Origin of the sequence: Streptomyces sp. SID11385 (genome assembly GCF_010548245.1) — a bacterium.
Classification (GTDB): Bacteria; Actinomycetota; Actinomycetes; order Streptomycetales; family Streptomycetaceae; genus Streptomyces.
In genome coordinates this window covers 1-215 of the sequence record NZ_JAAGLR010000101.1, presented here as the reverse complement: position 1 = coordinate 215, position 215 = coordinate 1, and the positions used below count along the sequence as shown (strand labels likewise).

Genomic DNA, 215 nt, shown 5'->3' with positions numbered 1-215 from the left:
GACCCCGCGCGCGCCACCGCGTCCGAGGAGGCGGCGACGCTGCTCGCCGAGTTCCTCGCCGACGACGAGGAGGAGATCGGGCTGCGCGGGGACACCCGCGCCACGCTCCGCCTGCGGCCCGCCGGGGAACGGCTCACCGGGCCGCTCCCGCCCCGCCTGCGCCCGGACGGCACCTACCTCGTCACCGGGGCCTTCGGCGCCCTCGGCCGGCTCCT

General features: G+C 80.0%; 1 protein-coding gene. It reads left to right on the top strand.

Features of this window, described 5'->3' with window-relative positions; all coding sequences use genetic code 11:
* Nucleotides 1-215, top strand: a 215-nt coding sequence (locus tag G3I42_RS03310; RefSeq protein WP_164282339.1) for a hypothetical protein, incomplete at both ends; no start/stop codon positions are given.